This window comes from Streptomyces calidiresistens (assembly GCF_014141525.1).
GTDB classification, from domain to species: Bacteria; Actinomycetota; Actinomycetes; order Streptomycetales; family Streptomycetaceae; genus Streptomyces; species Streptomyces calidiresistens.
This window is the reverse complement of record NZ_VKHS01001169.1, coordinates 1-1,225: the sequence shown is the minus strand read 5'-3', so window position 1 is coordinate 1,225 and position 1,225 is coordinate 1. Positions and strand designations below refer to the sequence as shown.

1 protein-coding gene is annotated in these 1,225 nt (G+C 75.9%); it reads left to right on the top strand.

Annotated features, from left to right (window positions below; translation table 11 throughout):
• Nucleotides 1-40: 40 nt before the first annotated feature.
• On the top strand, nt 41-1,225 hold a 1,185-nt coding region (locus FOE67_RS26180), incomplete at its 3' end, for a M6 family metalloprotease domain-containing protein (RefSeq protein WP_438874320.1).

The window sequence follows — 1,225 nt, the reverse complement described above, 5'->3', positions numbered from 1 at the left end:
CCGCTCGCCTCGCACCCCCCACCGCACCGGCCGTCGGGTCGTGACGGTGGCCCTGACCACGAGCCTGCTGTTCGTGCTCACCGGTCTGGCGGGGCGCTCCGGCGCCGACCCCGGCGCGGAGGGCTGCGCGCTGCCCCGCCACCCGGTGCACCACTCCCTGGGCATCGCCCCCGGCGACGGTGCCCATCCCCCGGGGCATCCCCCCACGGTGGGGGAGCCGGAGGCCGCGATGCTCTTCCTGTCCTTCCCGGACGCCGAGCCGAGCCGGACCCCGGAGCGGATCGCCGCCTCCTACTTCCCCGCCACCACCGACTTCCTGCACCGCGCCTCGTACGGCCGTTTCCGGCTCGCCCCGGAGATCGACCACGAGTGGCTGCCCATGCCCCTGCCCTCCACGGCCTACGACATCGGCCGCGACTGGACGCCCCGGGGCCGGGAGGCGTACCTGCGCGATGCGCTGGCCCTGGTCGCCGCCCACCGTCCCCACCTGGCGGGGGTGGACATCCTCTACCTGGTCGCGGACCCGACCGCGCCGGGGGTGGACGCGGACGCCACCAAGGTCGTCAACCTGGAGCATCCCGTCACCGTGGCGGGCAACGAACTGCGTCGGGTCGTCACCCTCTTCGAGGGGGACCCGCCGGACCGCCTCGTCCTGGCCCACGAGACCGGCCACGTCCTGGGGCTGCCGGACCTCTACGACCGCCCGCAGCGCCCCGGCGGGAACTGGGACCGGCACGTGGGGGACTGGGACCTCATGGGAAGCCAGTTCGGCATGGCCCCCGACCTCTTCGGCTGGCACCGCTGGAAGCTGGGTTGGCTGGACGACCACCAGGTGGCCTGCCCGCCCGCCGGAGGGATCACCCTGCACGCGCTGCGTCCGCTCGCCGCCCCGCCGGAGCCCGGGGCGGGGTCGGGGACGGACGACACCCGGATGGTGGTGGTGCGGACCGGCCCCTCGGAGGTCCTGGTCGCCGAGGCCCGGCTGCCGATCGGCAACGACCGGGACCTGTGCACCCCGGGCGTGCTGCTGTACCGGGTGCGCTCCGACGTCGCCTCCACCCGGGGGCCGATCGAGGTGATCGACGGCCGACCCGACGGGGCGGCCTGTCACGGCCGGTCGGTGCGGCCCGAACTCGCGGACGCGCCCCTGGACACCGGCATGTCCCATCGCGACCCGGTCTCCGGGGCGCGGTTCGAGGTGGGGGAGCGGGAGCCGGGCGGGGGC